The following is a 15,909-nucleotide window of genomic DNA, read 5'->3' as shown; positions in this document are numbered from 1 at the left end:
GGCCTGCGGCGGGTTGGTCGGGGGACGAGGGCGGGGTGTTCTCCGGCGGGAGAGGTGTGCTCATCGCGCGAGTATCGCAGAGCGGCGACGGCCTGCCGCGACGTCGAGACGTCCCGTCTCAACACGTCCCTCCCCCTCCCGCGGGATGCCGTTCGGGCACGCCGGACACGGCGTGTCGCGGACCGGAGCGGCACCTCGCGGAGGGAGGACGGTGCGCCTCAGCGCAGCGACTCGAGCACGGCCTCCAGCTCGTCGACGGCGAAGTCGATCTCGGCAGCGGTGACCACGAGCGGCGGCGCCAGGCGGATCGTCGAGCCGTGCGTGTCCTTGGCCAGCACCCCGCGGGCCATCAGGGCCTCGCAGACGGCGCGGCCCGAGGCGAGCCGCGGGTCGATGTCGATGCCGGCCCAGAGTCCGGCGCCGCGGACGGCGACCACTCCGCGGCCGATCAGCGCCTCGAGGCGGGCGTGCAACTGCGCGCCGCGCTCGCGGGCGAGGGCCTGGTACTCGCCGGTCGCGAGCATCTCGACGACTGCGAGGCCGACGGCCGCGGCGAGCGGGTTGCCGCCGAAGGTGGAGCCGTGCTGGCCCGGCTGCAGGACGCCGAGCACGTCGGCGTCCGCGACCACGGCCGAGACGGGGACGATGCCGCCGCCGAGCGCCTTGCCGAGCAGGTAGACGTCGGGGACGACTCCGACCAGGTCGCAGGCGAAGGTGGCGCCGGTGCGGCCGAGGCCGGACTGGATCTCATCCGCGATGAAGAGGACGTTGCGGCGCGCGGTGATCTCGCGGACGGCCGGGAGGTAGTCGGCCGGCGGCACGACGATGCCCGCCTCGCCCTGGATCGGCTCGATCAGCACCGCCACGGTGTCGTCGTCGATCGCGGCCTCGAGGACTTCCGCGTCGCCGAACGGGACCGTGCGGAATCCGGGCGTGAACGGGGCGAAGCCGTCGCGCGCCTCCGCGTCGTCGCTGAACGAGATGATCGTGGTCGTGCGGCCGTGGAAGTTGCCCGCCGCGACGACGATGTTCGCCCGGCCCGGAGCGACGCCCTTGACCCGGTAGCCCCAGGCGCGGGCGACCTTGATGCCCGACTCGACCGCCTCCGCGCCCGTGTTCATCGGCAGGACCATGTCCTTGCCGGCGAGCGCGGCGAGCGCCGTGACGAACGGGCCGAGGCGGTCGTTGTGGAACGCGCGGCTGGTCAGGGTGACGCGGCCGAGCTGCTCGCGGGCCGCCTCCAGCAGCACCGGGTGCGAGTGGCCGAAGTTCACGGCGGAGTAGGCGGCGAGGCAGTCGAGGTAGCGGACGCCCTCGACGTCGGTGATCCAGGCGCCGTCGCCGGTGGCCGCGACGACGGGCAGCGGGTGGTAGTTGTGGGCGGCGTGCTCCTCCTCCGCGGCGATGAGGGCGGCGGAGCGGGCGGTGTCGGTGTCGGTGATGCTCATGTCGTTCCTCCTGAGGGGACGATCGACTCTCCAGGAGTCGTCGCACTCGGCGTCGAGTGCGACGGATCGTGGACAGTGGAGGGTGGGTCGGCGCTGCTGGTCGCCGACCACGGGGAGTGGGTCAGCGGCGCAGCTCGAGCGTGCAGCACTTCACGCCGCCGCCGCCGAGCAGCAGCTCGGACAGGTCGACGCCGATCGGGTTGTAGCCGCGCTCGCGCAGCTGGCGCTCGAAGCCCGTCGCACGGGACGCGATGACGACGTTGAGGCCGTCGGAGAAGGAGTTCAGCCCGAGCACGGACGCGTCCTCCTCCGAGACGAGGATCGCGTCGGGGTAGAGCTCGCGGAGGGTGCGGTTGCCCTCCTCGCTGAACGCGCTCGGAAGGTAGGCGATGTTCGTGTCGTCGAGCACGGCGATCGCGGTGTCGAGGTGGTAGAACGACGGGTTCACGAGCTCGAGCGTGACGACCTCGCGGCCGAAGACGCGGGCGACCTCGGCGTGCGAGTCGGAGGCGGAGCGGAAGCCCGTGCCGGCGAGGATCCGCTCGCCGACGAGGAGGAAGTCGCCCTCGCCCTCGTTGACCTCCTCGGGGACGCGGACGTCGAAGCCGGCCGAGCGGAACCAGTCCATGTACGCCGGGCCCTCGGGCTGGCGCTCGGGGTAGGTGAAGGAGGCACCGTAGGCGATGCCGTCGATCACGAATCCGCCGTTGGCTGCGTAGACCATGTCCGGCAGTCCGGCCTCGGGCTCGATCAGCTCGATCGTGAAGCCGAGGTCGGCGTAGGTGTCGTGGAGGGTCTGCCACTGCCGGACGGCGAGGGAGGTGTCGGTGGGGACCTGCGGGTCCATCCACGGATTGATGCGGTAGACGACGGTGAAGTGCTCGGGACGGCACATCAGGATCGTCTTCGCGACGGGGGTTCGGGCGGGTGCCTCGGCGAGCACGGCGGTATCGGTCATTCGAGTCCTCCTGCGAAAGGATGCGGATGAGCGGACCGGGTCCAGTGGCTCCGTGCCCCGCGCGTGACGCAGCGGGATGGAGCACGCTCACGCCCAGTCTTGCACGCGCCGATCGTGCGGTTCTCGCCGTGGGGCGCACGGAACGCGCGTGAACGGTGGGTGCGGCGCGGGAAACCACCGCGGCTCTCGCGCGGGGCACTGTGATGCCGCCGCGGATCCTCTTCCCCGCCCTGAGGCAGGGGCTTTCGGAGCAACGACGTTGCGCCTCTCGGCGAGAAGGCCTTATCCCTCTCTCTTGTCATCGCGCTGATGACATCTGTCGAATCCGTCGAATTCCGCCCTGAATGGGGGACTTAGTGCAGCGATAAGCGGCATGGGACGATCCCTCCGGCCCGACAGTCGTCGGCCTTCTCGCTCCGACGAATCCGGATGCCCTCCTCCATGCGAACGAAGACCCTCAGCGTCTCCCTTTTCCTCGCCCTGCTCCTCTCCCTCTTCGTCGCGACCCCGGCCCAGGCCGCGGAATCGCCGGCTGCGCCGACGAACGTGACCGTGACCGACAACGACTGCACCGATGCGGTCACCGTCTCCTGGACGCCGTCCGCGTCGGCGACGGCCGGATATCGGATCCACGTGTCCGCCCGCTACTCGGCCTACTACTACGAAGACAACTACGGGAAGTCCTATTCGGTGAGCCTCGTCGAGACCGGGAAGACCACGACCGCCACGATCAACCTCCCCCGCTCGCAGAAGAACTATGCCTTCGAGGTGTCGAGCGTGACCGACCTCCGGGCGCCCTTCGCGGGCGGCACCGACGGCCTGCCGCTCGTTGCGTCGTCGACGCAGAGCTCGCCGAGCGAAGCCTCGTTCTTGCACTTCTGGGACGTCCCCGCACCGGGAGATTTGAGCGTTGCAGCGGACGCGTCCACGTATCTGGCTTCCGCCCGATGGGCACGACCGTCGGTCAATGGCCAGGCCTGCAACTTCGACGAGTACCGCTACACCATCAACGACTTGGCGTCATCCGACGACCCGACCGACCACGGCTACTTTGATGGCAGCCTTCCATTTTCAGACACCTCCTACGACTTCCCGTACCTGCCCCACCACCGGTACGTCTTCTGCCTCTGGGCGGCCTCTGAGAGCGAGGAGTCGTACGAAGGGGGAGACCACAACACCTATGCGGACTCTCCCGCCTCTTGCGCCACCTTCGGCGCCGACATCTCGGCGCCCTATTCGCCTGGCGGCGTGTACGCCGACTCCTCCGGCACCTCCATCACGGTCCAGTGGGACGCCCCGTACTACGACGGCGGCAGCCCCATCACGGGCTACAGAGTCAGCCGCAACGGCACAGACGCGGCCGGCAGCGGCCCCTGGTCGACCGTCGTCTCGGCCGACCGCCGCTCGCAGACCTTCACGAACCTCCGGCCCAACACGTCCTACTCCTTCACCGTCCAGGCCATCAACGCGCTCGGCAGCAGTTCCCCGACGACCTTCGTCCAGACCGCCGACCCGTACGAAGCCCCGTCCGTTCCCACGCGCGTCGCCGGCACCACGAACGACAGCGTGCGATCCGCGACGATCTCCTGGGCGCCTCCGGAGTCGGCCGGCAACCCGGCGATCACCGGCTACCGCGTCTCGCGCAACGGCGTCGACAACGCGGGCGCCGGTCCGTGGTCGACGACGGTCGCCGCCACCGCCCGCTCCTTCACGTTCACGCACCTGGCGGCGGGCGCCACCTACACGATGAGCGTCAGCGCGATCAACGCCGGAGGCGACAGCGGGGCGGCATCGACCGTCGTGCGCATCGGCGGCACCGCCCTCACCGCCGCGACGCCGACCGTCACCGGCACCGCCGCGGTCGGCTCGACGCTCACGACGAGCGCCGGCACCTGGGGTCCCTCCCCCGTGGCACTCGCGTACCAGTGGCGCGCGAACGGCACCGCGATCAGCGGGGCGACCGGCACCACGTACCGTCCGGTCGCGGGCGACGCGGGCAGGGTGATCACCGTCGCCGTCACGGGCTCGAAGTCGGGCTACGTCTCGACCACGCGGGTCTCCTCCGGGACCGCTGCCGTGACCGGCGGCGCGATCACCGCCGCGACGCCGACCATCAGCGGCACGGCGAAGGTCGGCTCGACCCTCACCGCGAAGCCCGGCACCTGGGGTCCCTCCCCCGTCGCCCTCGCCTACCAGTGGAAGGCGAACGGCACCGCTCTGAGCGGGGCGACGTCCGCGACGTACACGCCGACCGGCGCCACTCTCGGGAAGACGATCACCGTGACGGTCACGGGGTCGAAGTCCGGATTCACCGCTGTGACGAAGACCTCCGCGAAGACGAGCGCCGTGGTGGCGGGCACCCTCTCCGCCGCGACCCCGACGATCACCGGCACCGCGAAGGTCGGCTCCACCCTGACCGCCAAGCCGGGCACGTGGGGACCCTCGCCGGTGGCCCTCACCTACCAGTGGAAGGCGAACGGCACCGCGATCTCCGGGGCGACCTCCGCCACCTACAAGCCGACCAGCGCCACGGTGGGGAAGAAGATCACGGTGACCGTCACCGGCAAGAAGGCCGACTACACGACGGCGACGCGCACCTCCGCCACCACCGCAGCGGTCGTCAAGTAGGGGATCCGACCCGGGTCGCCGGGGAGCCTGCTCGCGCGGACTCCTCCGGCGGCCCCGGGAATCCACCACCATCGTCCCCCGGACGGGGGCCCATCTTGCCGACACCCGCCCTCGCCCGGAGGCGGGCGGCGGCTAGCATTCAGACACCGTGTCCGCCGCGGCCTCCCGCGGATCCTGCCGAAAGGCCCGCCGTGCCCGCACGCCCCCTCGCCGCGATCGGCGTCTCCGCTCTCCTGCTGGCCGGCCTCGCCGCCGGTCCGGCCGTCGCCGCCCCCGATCTCCCGGGCGCGAGCGCCGCGCAGGAGGCGGCCGCCGAGGTCGTCCTCTCCGGCACCATCGCGCTCCGCGACGCCGACGAGGAGCACCCCGCCCCCGAGAACCCGTCCTTCTACGTCCAGGTCGAGGACGCCGAAGGGGACGTGGTCGCCCAGGCGAACACGGGCGCGGACTTCTCCCTCCCCGTTCCCGGCGGCGAGCCCCTCACCGTCCGCGCGAACCTGATCGGCAGCGACGACTGGTACCCGACCTGGTTCGGCGACACGCCGGTCGCCGAGGCCGCGAGGACGACCCGGGGGACCGACGAGTCCGTCGCCATCTCCCTCCTGCGCACCGCCGAGCTGTCCGGATCGGTCACCGCCGACGCGGTCCCCGGCGTCTCCTCCCCCTCCTTCGACGTGCAGGCCTGGTGGGTCGACGGAGGGACGTACTCGCTGCTCGACACCGTCCCCGTCACCGGAGCCCCCGGCGCCGCCCGCGCGTGGGACACGGGCGACCTCGCCCTGCCCGCCGGCGACTACCTCCTGCGCCTCGTGGAGCCGGGGTACCCCGCCTACGACGACCAGTACTTCTCGCGCCTGGCCCGCCTCGACGAGCGCGCGGTCGTCTCCGTGCCGCCGGGCGGCCGCAGCGGCATCGACTTCTTCCCGTCCGCCTACTCCTCCGACGTCGCCCGCCTCGCCGGGACGGACCGGTACGCGACCGCCGTCGCGGTGACCGCCTCCGGATTCGCCGACGGCGCCCCCGTCGTCTACCTCGCCAGCGGAGCGAACTGGCCGGACGCGCTGAGCGCCGGCCCCGCCGCCGCGAAGCAGGGCGGCGCCCTCCTGCTCACCGACCCGAGCGTCCTGCCCGCCGTGGTGGCGGCCGAGCTGCGCCGCCTCGCCCCGCAGCGGATCGTCGTGGTCGGCAGCGCCCTCTCCGTGAGCGAGTCGGTGCTCCAGCAGGTGAAGGCCCTCGGGATCCCGACCGAGCGCATCGAGGGCGTCGACCGCTACGACACCTCGCGCCGGATCGTCGAGGACGCCTTCCCCGACGGCAGCTACGAGAACGTCTTCGTCGCGACCGGCACCAACTTCCCGGACGCCCTCTCGGTCGCGCCGATCGCCGGCCGCCGCGCCGAGCCCGTCCTCCTCGTCGACGGCGCCCGCTCGCGCCTCGACCAGCCGACCCGCGACACCCTCGCCGGACTCGACCCCTCCTCCGTGCAGCTGCTCGGCGGCGCGCCGTCGATCTCGACCGCCGTCGAGGCAGACCTGCGCGCCGCGAAGATCGCCGACACCGTGTCGCGCATCGCCGGGACGGACCGCCACGACACCAGCCGACACCTCAACGACGTCTTCCCGCCGTCCGAGCTGGGCGACACCGTCTACCTCGCGACCGCCACCGGCTTCGCCGACGCGCTGGCCGTCGGCCCGGTCGCCGCGAAGCAGGGCGCCCCGCTCTACCTCAGCGAGCCGACCTGCCTGCCGCGCAGCACCCGTGTGAAGATGCAGGGCCACGACCTCGATCAGGTGCTGCTCCTCGGCAGCCCCCTGACCCTGTCGGCGCAGGTGCGCTCGCTGTCCGCCTGCTGAGACCCGAGACGCACCGCACGAGCCCTGGAGATCCATGAGCGCCACCGCCGACCGTCCCCTCCTCGTCGGCATCGAGACCGGGGGCACGAAGGTCGTCGCGGCGGTCGCCGACGCCGCTGATCCCGAGCGGATCCTCGCGACGACGACCCTGCCGACCCGCGGGCCCGCCGAGACTCTCGCCGATCTGGCCGGCTTCGTCAGCGGCCACGGAGTCGACGGCACCGTCGCCGCGGTCGGCGTCGCCTCCTTCGGCCCGCTCGACATCGACCCCGGCTCGCCGACCTACGGGCACCTCACCTCCACGCCGAAGCTCGGCTGGGAGGGCACCGACGTCCTCGGCCCGATCGGCGCGGCCGCACCGGGCGCCCGGCTCGCGCTGGTCACCGACGTCAACGGAGCCGCCCTGGGCGAGGCCCGCTGGGGCGCCGGGGCCGGAGTCGACGACTTCGTCTACCTGACCGTCGGCACCGGAGTCGGCGGCGGCGTGATCGCGGGCGGACGGCTCCTCGCCGGCAGCGGCTGGCCCGAGGTCGCGCACCTGCTGCCCCGCCGCCACCCCGAGGACGGCTTCGCCGGCACCTGCCCGTTCCACGGCGACTGCCTCGAGGGCCTTGTCGCCGGTCCCGCGATCTCGGCGCGCTGGGGCGTCGACGGCTCCCGCCTCGGCACCGAGGAGGCAGCCGCGAACCTCCGCTTCAGCTCCTACTACCTCGCGCAGCTGGTCACGACGCTCGCCTACGTCGCGGGCGTGCGGCTCGCGGTCGTCGGCGGAGGCGTGTCGAAGACGCCGGGGCTCGTCCCCGCGGTCGAGGCCGAGGTCGAGCGGCTGATGGGCGCGCCCGGAGCGACGGGGACGGGCGGCGGGCGGATCCGCATCGTGCGCCCGGCCCTCGGCGACGAGTCCGGGGTGCGCGGGGCGATCTCGCTGGCGGAGTCCCTGCTCGCCTGAGCTCTACCCTCGTTCCATGAGCGACCGACCCGTCGACCCCTCCGCCCCCGACTCCGGTCGCGACGAGACGGTGGAGGAGCGATCCGACCGCAACTGGAACGAGATCCTGCAGGAGCTGCGGGTCGTGCAGACCGGCACGCAGATCCTGGGCGGCTTCCTGCTGACGCTGTGCTTCCAGCAGCGCTTCGCCGACCTCGCGCCGCCCGACGTGGCGCTCTACCTCGTGCTCGTCCTGCTCGCCGCGTGCGTCACGATCCTGGCGCTGGCGCCCGTCATCGCCCACCGGCTGCTGTTCCAGCGGCGGAGGAAGGCCGAGCTGGTGCGGTTCGGCAACCGGGTGGTCACGGTGTGCCTCGCGGCGGGATCGCTGCTGTTCGTCGGAGTCGTGGGCTTCGTGTTCGACGTCGTGCTGGGCGGGCCGGCAGGCCTCTGGGCGGGCGGAGGCGTGCTGCTGCTGCTCGCCGTGGTCTGGGCGACCGCGCCGGTCCTCCTGCGGAGGCGCTGAGGGCGGCGGAGTCTGCCCGCCCCTCCCCCGCGAGTCAACGGGGTACCCGGGTCCGCCGCGCTCTTCCTACCGTGGCCGCGAGGCGCGCACCGCGCCGACGCGAGAGGAGCACCATGACCGACCGGACCGAGCAGCCGCAGGAGAACCCGCAGAACCACGACCACGTCGACGACGCGGGCGTCGACAAGCCCTCGCAGGCCGAGGGCGACGACACCGAGGGATCGGCCGGCTGATCGCCGCCTCGATCCCCGTCCTCCCCGCGATCGACAGCAGCATGGCCGTCCTCGCCGACGGCTACCTCTTCGGGACGCGGCGCTTCGACGACGTGGGCGCGGACGCGTTCCGCACCCGGATCCTCGGACGGCCCGTGATCATGGCGCGCGGCATCGAGGCGGCGCGCTTCTTCTACGAGGGCGGGCGCTTCGACCGCGAGGGCGCGCTGCCCGGCTCCGTGCTGCACCTCCTGCAGGACGAGGGCAGCGTGCAGACCCTCGAGGACGAGCCGCACCGGAGGCGGAAGCGGATGTTCCTGGATCTGGTGGAGACGCCCGAGCAGCGGTCGAGGCTGGTCTCGGCCTTCGCGCGGGAGTGGCAGGCGTCCGCCGCCCGGCTGACCGGCGAGCGGGTCCGCCTCCAGGACGTCGCCGCCGAGGTCCTGGGCCGCGCGGTCCTGTCGTGGGCCGGCATCGAGGCCGACGAGGAGGAGGTGCTGCGGCGCACGGACGAGCTCCGGGCGATGATCGACAACGCCGGGCGCTTCGGCCCGCCCAACTGGGCCGCGCGACTCCGCCGCCGCTCGACCGAGCGGTGGGCGCGCGGCCTGATCGAGGCGAACCGGACGGCCGGACCCTCCCCGACTCCCCTGCACCGGATCGCGCACGAGAAGGAGGACGGCGGCCTCCTGCCCGTCGAGGTCGCCGCGGTGGAGCTGATCAACCTGCTGCGGCCCACGGTCGCGGTGGGGCGCTTCGTGATGCTGGCGGCGCTCGCGCTGCACCGGCATCCGGAGTGGCGCGAGCGGCTCGCCGACCAGGAGGAGCGCGTCGCGTTCGCGAACGAGGTGCGGCGCTTCTACCCGTTCTTCCCGATGGTCGGAGGAAGGGCCCGACGGGAGCTGGACTTCCGCGGCGAGACGCTTCCCGCGGGGCAGTGGATGCTGCTCGACCTCTACGCGACGGACCACGGCTCGCACTGGGAGGCGCCGGGCCGCTTCGACCCGGAGCGGTTCCGGTCGCCGGTCGACCGCAACGGCTTCATCGCCCAGGGCAGCGGGCACTACGGAGGCGACCACCGGTGCCCGGGCGAGCCGGCGACCGTCGACCTGCTGTCCGCGGCGCTGGAGCTCCTGGCCGCGGGGCACCCGTACGACGTCGAGGACGGGCAGGATCTGCGCGTGAGCCTGCAGAGCTTCCCGACCGGGCCGGAGGACGGCTTCGTGGTGAGGTTCCGCTAGGCGCGGGCGGGCTCGGCTCGCGGCCTCGGCGGGCGGGCTCGGCGGGCGGCCTCGGCGGGGGCGGTCCTCCTCCACAGGCCGCGGTTCCGCGCGCTTTCCCCGGATCCGCTCGGGCACTCCCCGCCCGCCTCGCCCGACGAGCACGCTCGGGGGATGCAGAAGCCGAGTCAGTCCTCCGGAGCGTCGAGCTCCTCGAGCGCCCGCAGCGCCTCGCGGGCGCGCTCGAGACGATCGGCCTCGGGCTCGTCCCACCATGCCGGTCCGCGCTCGCCCAGCCCGTGCTTGGCGAGCCCGATCCTCCTGCGCGCCAGCGCCTCCGCCTCCGCGTCCTCGTGCATCCTGGCCGAGCGCACTCCCGAGCGCCCGCGCCCGAGGTGCGAGGTGAGGCCGGCGACCACGTCCTCCGGCAGCGAGGGGTCGGTGCGCCGCCATCGGCGGCCCTTCACCACGAGCCAGCGCTCGTCGTCCTCGTCGCTCACCCCGTCACCGCCGCCTCGGGTTGAGCCGGTCACCGGTGCTCGTGAGGTCCACCTGATCCGGCAGGAGGAGCGCCTCGATGCGCCCCGCGGCGGAGAGCCGCAGCAGGTCGTCGACGAGGGCGCGCGAGCCGCCGATCAGCGTCGAGTCGAAGTCGACCTCGCTCGCGAGGTACCAGGCCCGGTCCTCCGGCCAGAGCGCGAGCGGAGTCTGCACGACGAGCCCGGAGGCGTCGGCGAAGCCCGCCGCACGCGCCCACGCGGTGTCCTCGAGCACCCTGACGTCGAGCGAGAGCAGAGGCCCCTCCCGCCCCGGCAGCTCGACCGTCGCCGCGGCGGCGGTCTCGGGGTGCTCCCAGCCGGTCGGCCGGGTGTCGCTCATCCACTCGGGCAGCTCGTCCGAGGCGTCCGCGCGGGAGATCAGGATTCGCGACCCGCCGCTCAGCACGCCGAACCCCTCCCAGAACACCGCCAGGCAGTCCTCGGGAGCGCTCGTGTGCTCCGCGAGCACGGCGGCGACGGCCGCGAGCTCGTCGAGCGGGAGCACTCCGAGGCGGGGCTCCGGGTACTCGTCGGGATGCTCGCCGGTGAGCGAGTACCACTGCGCGAGCGGATGCAGGAGCGTCCCCTCCCGCTCGGCGACCTCGCGCCAGCGCCGGGGCGGGTCGTCGGAGGGGTGCAGGATCCGCACGGCCGCCTCGAACAGCGGAGGGACGATCCCCTCGAAGCGCCCGAACGCGCCGAGAGCGCGCAGCATCGGCTCCGCCCGCCCAGCGTCCCGCTCGGCGCGCAGGGGCGCGTCCTGGGGTGTCGGCTCGACCATCGGCCCAGGCTAGCGCTGGACGGTCGCTCCGCTCAGGGCGGAGAGGGCCCGCTGCGGCCCCGTCTCGCGGGCGAGGCCCTCGGCGAGCGCCGTCAGCCGTTCCCGGGCGGGAGCGTCGAGTGCGAGCATCCGCCGCGCAGCCTCCGCGAGCTCTCCCGCGGATGCGGCGTTGGGGTCGAGCACGGCGGCGAACCCGGCGTCCTCGAGCGCGGCCGCCCCCGCGAACTGGTCCGTCGAGAACGGCAGGACGACGAGCGGCACGCCCGCGGTCATCGCCTCCGTGACGCTGTTGTTGCCGCCGTGGCTGACCGCGAGCGCGGCCCGGCGCAGGAGCGCGACCTGCGGCAGGAAGCCGCGGACCAGCCAGCCCTCGGGGATCTCGCCCAGAGCCGAGCGCTCGGTCGCGCCGGAGGCGAGAGCCACCCGGACGGGCCTGCGCCCGACCTCGACGCCGGCCAGGGCCTCGACGACCCGGGCGAGCACGTCGTCGCGCACCGAGAGGAAGCTGCCGAAGCTCACGTAGACGACCGGATCCTCGGACGCGGCGAGCCACTCCTCGACCTCCGCGTCGTCGGGCTCCTCGCGGACTGCGGAGCCGAGGAACGCGTGCGGCGGCAGCTGAGCGGTGCGGGCCGAGTCGTGGAGCTCGCCCGGGTAGTTGAGCAGCAGGACGTCGCCGCTCTCGGCGAAGGCGTCGGCGCTGGGCGCCGCCCCGGGGTCGAGGGTGGTGAGGGCGGCGTTCCACTCCGCGGTGAAAGAGTCGCGCACACGCTCGCAGAGGGAGCGGAGCGCATCGAGGTCGTCCGGCTCCGGAGCGAAGGCGTCCGGCCAGACCGGGGGGAAGCCGTAGACCTCGCCGGGCACCGTGAGCGCGCTGGGGTGGCCGAGCACGACGTCGCCGTAGGGCACGCGGAGTGCCTTCAGCGCCACGCGCGCGGTGAAGGCGAGGTGGTCGACCACGATCGCGTCGGGCTGCACCTCGTCGAGGATCACGCGCAGGCGCGCGGCGACGCCGGCCGGATCCCAGAGCAGGTCGGTGAGCCGCTCCCGCGCCTGGTAGGCGAGGGTCGGGACCATCCCGCGCCGGGTGGCGTCGAAGAAGCCGCGGAGGGACGCGCCCTCGTCGGGCGCCTGCTCCTCCGCGCGGATCGTGCCCGGGTTGGAGCCGCGCCCCAGCCGGAGCGCGGTGTGCTCGAATCCGAAGCCGTCGACGATGGAGCGCGTCGCGTCGCCGGTGGCCACGACGACGCGCTCGCCCGCCTCCTGCCACGCCGTGCCGAGGGTCGCCAGCGGCAGCAGGTGCGACGCGTAGTCGGGGCTGATGATCAGCAGGGTCACGAGGCCCCCAGCACGAGCGGCGAGCGGAGAGGACGCTCCTGGTCCGCGGTCGCGTGCGCGTAGACGCCCGAGAGGGCATGAGCCATGGCCTGCACCGTGTAGCGCTCGGCGACCATCGCGTGCCCGCGGGCTACGGCGTGCTCGCCGAGAGGCCCTCCTGCGAGATCCAGTGCGGCGGCGGCGCCGGCGGCGAGCGCCGCCGGGTCGGCGGTGTCGACCAGGAAGCCGGTCTCCCCCTCCTCGACGTAGGTCGCGGGCCCGCCTGTCGCCGGAGCGACGACGACCAGTCCTGCGGAGAGCGCCTCGAGGAGGGCGATGCCGAACTCCTCCTTGACGCTCGCGCAGATGTAGGCGCCTCCCGGAGCAGAGAGCCCCGGTCGGCCGTGCCGGATCGCGCCGAGCCAGCGGGCCACGGTCCCGTTCGGGCGGTGGCCGGCCAGGAGCAGCCCGTCGGACGCGACGGCGCGGATGCGGTCGAGCTGCTCGCGCTCGTCGGGACTCGGGTCGGCGAGGTCGCCGCCGACCAGGAGCAGGTTGGCGCGCTCCCGGAGCGAGGGGTCGGACGCCCAGGCCTCGGCGAGCGCCGCCATCCCCTTCACCCGGTGCAGGCGGCCCACGCTGAGCAGCAGCGGGAGGCCGCGGCGGTGCTCGGGCAGCTCCTCCAGCAGGATTTCGAGCGAGGCCAGGTCCCCGCCCTCGTCCAGCGCGACCGGCTCACCGGCGGCGGAGGCCCGTGCGGCCGACTCGCCGCGCTCGACCAGGCCGACGTCGATCCCCTCCGGGACGATCGTGTGCCGCTCCGGGTGCGCGGTGATGTCGACGCCGATCAGCTCGCGGATGGTCGCGGCCAGCTCCTCCCGCGGGAAGAGGACGGTGTGCGCGGCGTCGGCGGCCAGGCGCTGCACCAGGCGCACGCGGAACCAGAAGTGCTCGGCGGCGTCGCGCTCACCGAAGTCCGCGCGGGTGAGGGCGCCGGAGGCGTCCAGGCCCGCGATCAGGGCGTGCGGGTCCGGAGCGAGGGTGAACACGACGGGGATCTCGAGCTCCCGGGCGACCGCGGCCGCCGCGAGGGATCCGACGTCCGCCATCCGCAGGTGCAGCACGTCGACCCGGCCGGCCGCGCGCAGGATCCGGCGGATGCCGCGCTCGGCGGCGATGCGTCGGCTCCACGCCTGAGGCATGGCCACGGGCGGCCCCACGAACGGGACCGGAGCGAAGCCGTGGCCGGAGTCGGGCAGCTCGCCGAGCGCGCGCTCGGCCTCGGCCGGGGTCCCGCGCGAGAGCGTGAGCACCCGGTCGATGCCCTCCTGCTCGACGAGGGAGTCGCCCAGGCGCACCAGCAGGGTCGCGATGCCGCCGTTGTCGCCGGCGCCCACCCGCGTCAGGGTGCCGTCGATGTCGGCGTGGACGAAGAGCTGCGCGACCGTCGGCCCGACCTCCACGGCCGGTGCGGGGGCGAGGTCGCCGAGGGCGAGCCGGGCGAGGGGCCCGATCGGCGCCGCCTCCTCGGCCAGGCCGGTGAGCAGGAGCTCGGCGTCGTCGGAGCCGCGCTCGCCGAGCGCGTCCGTCGCGGCGGCCCGCGCCTCCAGCCCCTCCGCGCGATCGGCGGCCACGTGCAGGAGGGTGCGCTCGGCGATCGCGCCGGGCACGAGGCCCAGGGTCTCGACGAGCCGCGCCCGGGCCGCCGCTTCGCGCTCGCCGAGCAGCGCGCCCTCGAGCGCGACGGCGACGAGGTCGGGGGTCGAGGAGGCCCAGAGCAGGACGGTGCGCTGCGCGAGCATGCCCGAGAAGCCGCCGTCGCGGACCAGGCGCAGCAGCGGTCCGAGCGCGGCGGGGCGGGGCAGGCGCCCGCCGAAGGCCCAGGCGGCGTGCTCGCGGAGGTACGGGCGCTCGTCCTCGAGCAGCATCAGCAGCGCGAGGTCGGCCTCCTCGTCGAAGACCTGCGCGAGCGAGTGCACGGCCGCGATCGCAGTGAGCTGGTCCGAGGGGTCCAGGGCTGCGCGGGTGAGCAGGCGCACCGCGCGGCCACCACCGTCGCTCACCGCGGCGACCGTCAGCTCGTCGGCCATCCGGACGGCCTCGAGCAGAGTGGGAGCGGCGCGCACGGCGTCGAGAGCGGTCTGCGTGGCCATGGTTCACCTGGTCTGTCGGAGCGGAGAGTGCGACGGAGCGCGACTCCCGACCGCTGGAGCGGCCCAGGAGGAGCGGACCGGTACCGAGCATGCCGCGTGGGCGGCTGGGATTTCGCCACTTGCGTCGGATCTCCTCCCGCGGTACGGCCTCCTGTCAAGGGGGTGATGGCCGCAGTTCGTCTGCGCAACGCGCGAGGATCCTCAGCCGCGGGTCCACTCCAGGAGCCGCTCGACCGGCCAGGTGGTCACGATCCGCTCCTCCGGGACGCCGAGCCGCTCCGCCCGCTCGGCTCCGTAGTCGAGCAGGCCCAGCTGGCCCGGAGCGTGCGCGTCGCTGTCGATCGAGAACAGGCAGCCCTCCTCGAGCGCGACCGCGATCAGCTCGTCCGGCGGGTCCTCGCGCTCGGGGCGGGCGTTGATCTCGACCGCGGTGGAGTGGTCGGCGCACGCCCGGAACACGGCCCGGGCGTCGAAGGTCGACGGCGGGCGGGTGCCGCGCTCGCCCGACACCAGCCGCCCCGTGACATGGCCGAGGACGTCGGTCCGCGGATCCGAGGCCGCCGCGACCAGCCGGGCCGTCATCTCGCGGGAGCGCAGCCGCAGCTTCGAGTGGGCGCTCGCGACGACCACGTCGAGGCGGTCCAGCAGTTCGTCCGTCTGGTCGAGCGCGCCGTCCTCGAGGACGTCCACCTCGATCCCGCTGAGCAGCCGCAGGGGCCCGGTGTCGAGGCCCGCGAGATGGGCGAGCTGCTCCTCCAGCCGCTCCGCGCTGAGACCGTGGGCGACCCGGAGCCGCGGCGAGTGGTCGGTGAGCGCCAGGTACTCGTGGCCGAGCGCGCGGGCCGCGTCCGCCATCGCGAGGACGGGCGTCGCCCCGTCGGACCACTCGCTGTGGCTGTGGAGATCGCCGCGCAGCCGTCCCCGCAAGGCGCTCGCGGGCGGAGGAGCCGAGCCGCGCAGCTCCGCGAGGTAGTCGGGCACCCGGCCCGACCGCGCCTGCTCGATCACCGTGAAGGTCGTGTCGCCGATCCCGGAGGCCCGCCGCACGAGGGCGAGGTCGTCCCGCTCGGCGGACGCCATCCCCTCCAGCACCGCGGCCGCCCGGCGGAACGCCTTCGCCCGGTAGCGGGAGGCCCGCTCCCGCTCGAGCAGTGCCGCGATCTCCTCGAGTGCCGCTATCGGGTCCATGCGCCCGGTCTACCACGGCGCCCGCCGCGCCCTCACCCCCTCGACGGCGGCGCCGGCTCCGGCCCCCGGCCTCCGGTCTACGCGGCGGCCCTCATAACCAGAGGCTGCTGGTGACCAGCGGAGGGGTGGATACTTCGCTGAGAGCCGGCTCTTCACGG

The 15,909-nt window shown here is 73.9% G+C and carries 12 protein-coding genes; 5 read left to right on the top strand and 7 right to left on the bottom strand.

Annotated features, from left to right (window positions below):
- Positions 1–218 precede the first annotated feature (218 nt).
- A complete protein-coding gene (gene rocD, locus C5C30_RS16855) occupies positions 219–1,448 on the bottom strand; it encodes an ornithine--oxo-acid transaminase (protein ID WP_181131618.1) in 1,230 nt (409 codons plus the stop codon).
- Between the two features lie 121 nt (positions 1,449–1,569).
- The gene (gene ddaH, locus C5C30_RS16850; RefSeq protein ID WP_104260862.1) at positions 1,570–2,406 is read right to left on the bottom strand and encodes a dimethylargininase; all 837 of its coding nucleotides are present in this window, start codon (positions 2,404–2,406) and stop codon (positions 1,570–1,572) included.
- A gap of 441 nt (positions 2,407–2,847) precedes the next feature.
- On the opposite strand from ddaH, the gene C5C30_RS16845 reads away from it, so the two are divergent.
- From C5C30_RS16845 to C5C30_RS16815, 5 genes are all read left to right on the top strand, one after another.
- On the top strand, positions 2,848–5,034 hold the full coding sequence (locus C5C30_RS16845) for a fibronectin type III domain-containing protein (protein WP_181131616.1): 2,187 nt from the start codon (positions 2,848–2,850) through the stop codon (positions 5,032–5,034).
- A 191-nt stretch (positions 5,035–5,225) separates the two neighbouring features.
- Positions 5,226–6,887 (top strand): cell wall-binding repeat-containing protein, encoded by a 1,662-nt coding sequence (locus tag C5C30_RS17460; RefSeq protein ID WP_146081574.1) that lies wholly within the window; start codon positions 5,226–5,228, stop codon positions 6,885–6,887.
- 34 nt (positions 6,888–6,921) lie between these two features.
- Positions 6,922–7,836, top strand: coding sequence for an ROK family protein (locus C5C30_RS16825; RefSeq protein ID WP_104247415.1), 915 nt, complete (start codon positions 6,922–6,924; stop codon positions 7,834–7,836).
- 16 nt (positions 7,837–7,852) lie between these two features.
- On the top strand, positions 7,853–8,341 hold the full coding sequence (locus C5C30_RS16820; protein ID WP_104223741.1) for a DUF6328 family protein: 489 nt from the start codon (positions 7,853–7,855) through the stop codon (positions 8,339–8,341).
- A 274-nt stretch (positions 8,342–8,615) separates the two neighbouring features.
- Entirely contained in the window at positions 8,616–9,794 is a 1,179-nt protein-coding gene (locus C5C30_RS16815) for a cytochrome P450 (protein ID WP_104334150.1), read from the top strand.
- Positions 9,795–9,961: 167 nt separating this feature from the next.
- Here the strand turns inward: C5C30_RS16815 and C5C30_RS16810 are convergent, their stop codons facing one another.
- The 5 genes from C5C30_RS16810 to C5C30_RS16790 all read right to left on the bottom strand — a co-directional run bounded on the left by C5C30_RS16810 (position 9,962) and on the right by C5C30_RS16790 (position 15,751).
- On the bottom strand, positions 9,962–10,273 hold the full coding sequence (locus tag C5C30_RS16810) for a biopolymer transporter Tol (RefSeq protein WP_104334149.1): 312 nt from the start codon (positions 10,271–10,273) through the stop codon (positions 9,962–9,964).
- 4 nt (positions 10,274–10,277) lie between these two features.
- The gene (locus C5C30_RS16805) at positions 10,278–11,093 is read right to left on the bottom strand and encodes a hypothetical protein (RefSeq protein ID WP_104334148.1); all 816 of its coding nucleotides are present in this window, start codon (positions 11,091–11,093) and stop codon (positions 10,278–10,280) included.
- Positions 11,094–11,102: 9 nt separating this feature from the next.
- Positions 11,103–12,431 carry a glycosyltransferase gene (locus tag C5C30_RS16800; protein ID WP_104334147.1) on the bottom strand — a complete coding sequence of 443 codons (1,329 nt, stop codon included), beginning with the start codon at positions 12,429–12,431 and terminating at the stop codon, positions 11,103–11,105.
- A complete protein-coding gene (locus C5C30_RS16795; protein ID WP_104334146.1) occupies positions 12,428–14,563 on the bottom strand; it encodes a glycosyltransferase in 2,136 nt (711 codons plus the stop codon). Before C5C30_RS16795 ends, C5C30_RS16800 begins: the two co-directional genes overlap by 4 nt.
- Before the next feature lie 201 nt (positions 14,564–14,764).
- A complete protein-coding gene (locus tag C5C30_RS16790) occupies positions 14,765–15,751 on the bottom strand; it encodes a PHP domain-containing protein (RefSeq protein WP_104334145.1) in 987 nt (328 codons plus the stop codon).
- Positions 15,752–15,909: the final 158 nt, after the last annotated feature.

This window comes from Rathayibacter sp. AY2B5 (assembly GCF_002931645.1).
Classification (GTDB): domain Bacteria; phylum Actinomycetota; class Actinomycetes; order Actinomycetales; family Microbacteriaceae; genus Rathayibacter.
This window is presented reverse-complemented; position numbering and strand designations above follow the sequence as displayed.